Consider the following 2,954-nt stretch of genomic DNA (forward strand, 5'->3'; position numbering starts at 1 on the left):
CCTGTGATCCTTGAAAACTGGATAGTGAAAGAAATGCGTCAAGACATAAACATGAAGTGGTTAAGTAAGTAAGAGCGCACGGTGGATGCCTTGGCACTAGGAGCCGATGAAGGACGGAACGAACACCGATATGCTTCGGGGAGCTGTAAGTAAGCTTTGATCCGGAGATTTCCGAATGGGGGAACCCCCTATCCTAACGGATAGGATGCATCACTGAATCCATAGGTGATGTAAGGCAGACCCGGGGAACTGAAACATCTTAGTACCCGGAGGAAGAGAAAGCAAATGCGATTTCCTGAGTAGTGGCGAGCGAAACGGAAACAGCCCAAACCAAAGGGCTTGCCCTTTGGGGTTGTAGGACACTCTTTTGTGGAGTAAGAAAAGTGTGGGATAGGCGAAGCAGTCTGGAAAGGCTAGCCAGAGAAGGTAACAGCCCTGTAGCCTAAATCTCACACTCTCCCTGAGTGAATCCTGAGTACGGCGGGACACGTGAAACCCCGTCGGAATCCGGGAGGACCATCTCCCAAGGCTAAATACTCCCTAGTGACCGATAGTGAACCAGTACCGTGAGGGAAAGGTGAAAAGCACCCCGGAAGGGGAGTGAAAGAGATCCTGAAACCGTGTGCTTACAAGTAGTTGGAGCCCCTTAGAGGGTGACAGCGTACCTTTTGTAGAATGGACCGGCGAGTTACGATCATAAGCAAGGTTAAGCTGAAGAGGCGGAGCCGCAGCGAAAGCGAGTCTGAATAGGGCGAATAAGTTTATGGTTGTAGACCCGAAACCGTGTGATCTACCCATGTCCAGGGTGAAGTTCAGGTAACACTGAATGGAGGCCCGAACCCACGCACGTTGAAAAGTGCGGGGATGAGGTGTGGGTAGGGGTGAAATGCCAATCGAACACGGAGATAGCTGGTTCTCCCCGAAATAGCTTTAGGGCTAGCCTCGAGGGATATGAGTCTTGGAGGTAGAGCACTGATTGAATAAGGGGCCCCCACAGGGTTACCGAGTTCAGTCAAACTCCGAATGCCAACGACTTAGCCTCGGGAGTCAGACGGCGAGTGATAAGATCCGTCGTCGAAAGGGAAACAGCCCAGACCACCAGCTAAGGTCCCAAAGTATACGTTAAGTGGCAAAGGATGTGGCGTTGCACAGACAACCAGGATGTTGGCTCAGAAGCAGCCACCATTTAAAGAGTGCGTAATAGCTCACTGGTCGAGTGGCGCCGCGCCGAAAATGTAACGGGGCTAAACGTATCACCGAAGCTGTGGATGACCTTATGGTCATGGTAGGGGAGCGTTCTAAGGGCTGTGAAGGTAGACTGGAAGGTCTATTGGAGCGCTTAGAAGTGAGAATGCCGGTATGAGTAACGAAAAGAGGGGTGAGAATCCCCTCCGTCGAAAGCCTAAGGGTTCCTGAGGAAGGTTCGTCCGCTCAGGGTTAGTCGGGACCTAAGCCGAGGCCGAAAGGCGTAGGCGATGGACAACAGGTTGATATTCCTGTACTACCATCAGACGTTTGAGTGATGGGGGGACGCAGGAAGGTAGGACCAGCGTGCGATTGGATGTGCACGTTCAAGCAGTTAGGCTGACTATGAGGGAAATCCCATAGCCATAAAGGCTGAGCTGTGATGAGGAGGGAAATTTAGTACCGAAGGGTCTGATCCTACACTGCCAAGAAAAGCCTCTAGCGAGTCTGTATGGTACCCGTACCCCAAACCGACACAGGTAGGCGAGAAGAGAATTCTAAGACGCTCGGGAGAACTCTCGTTAAGGAACTCGGCAAAATGACCCCGTAACTTCGGGAGAAGGGGTGCTCATTCGGACTTTCGTCCGATGTGAGCCGCAGTGAAAAGATCCAAGCGACTGTTTACCAAAAACACAGGTCTCTGCGAAACCGTAAGGTGATGTATAGGGGCTGACACCTGCCCGGTGCTGGAAGGTTAAGAGGAGAGGTTATCCCTTATGGGAGAAGCTTTGAATTGAAGCCCCAGTAAACGGCGGCCGTAACTATAACGGTCCTAAGGTAGCGAAATTCCTTGTCGGGTAAGTTCCGACCCGCACGAAAGGTGTAACGATTTGGATACTGTCTCAACGAGAGACCCGGTGAAATTATAGTACCTGTGAAGATGCAGGTTACCCGCGACAGGACGGAAAGACCCCATGGAGCTTTACTGCAGCTTGATATTGGATGTTGGTATCGTTTGTACAGGATAGGTAGGAGCCTTTGAAGCCGGACCGCCAGGTTCGGTGGAGGCATCGGTGGGATACTACCCTGACGGTACTGACATTCTAACCCTGGACCGTGATCCGGTTCGGAGACAGTGTCAGGTGGGCAGTTTGACTGGGGCGGTCGCCTCCTAAAATGTAACGGAGGCGCCCAAAGGTTCCCTCAGAATGGTTGGAAATCATTCGCAGAGTGTAAAGGCACAAGGGAGCTTGACTGCGAGACCTACAAGTCGAGCAGGGACGAAAGTCGGGCTTAGTGATCCGGTGGCACCGCATGGAAGGGCCATCGCTCAACGGATAAAAGCTACCCTGGGGATAACAGGCTTATCTCCCCCAAGAGTCCACATCGACGGGGAGGTTTGGCACCTCGATGTCGGCTCATCGCATCCTGGGGCTGAAGTAGGTCCCAAGGGTTGGGCTGTTCGCCCATTAAAGCGGTACGCGAGCTGGGTTCAGAACGTCGTGAGACAGTTCGGTCCCTATCCGTCGCGGGCGTAGGAAGTTTGAGAGGAGCTGTCCTTAGTACGAGAGGACCGGGATGGACACACCGCTGGTGTACCAGTTGTTCCGCCAGGAGCATCGCTGGGTAGCTATGTGTGGACGGGATAAGTGCTGAAAGCATCTAAGCATGAAGCCCCCCTCAAGATGAGATTTCCCATAACTTTAAGTTAGTAAGACCCCTTAGAGATGATGAGGTTGATAGGTCTGAGGTGGAAGCGTGGTGACACG

The 2,954-nt window shown here is 52.5% G+C and carries 1 rRNA gene; it reads left to right on the forward strand.

The annotated features are described in order from the left end of the window. Positions 1 to 58 precede the first annotated feature (58 nt). Positions 59 to 2,954, forward strand: a 23S ribosomal RNA gene (locus tag FG390_RS15575); the annotation flags it as partial.

Origin of the sequence: Terrilactibacillus laevilacticus, assembly GCF_006517395.1 — a bacterium.
Taxonomy (GTDB): domain Bacteria; phylum Bacillota; class Bacilli; order Bacillales; family Sporolactobacillaceae; genus Terrilactibacillus; species Terrilactibacillus laevilacticus.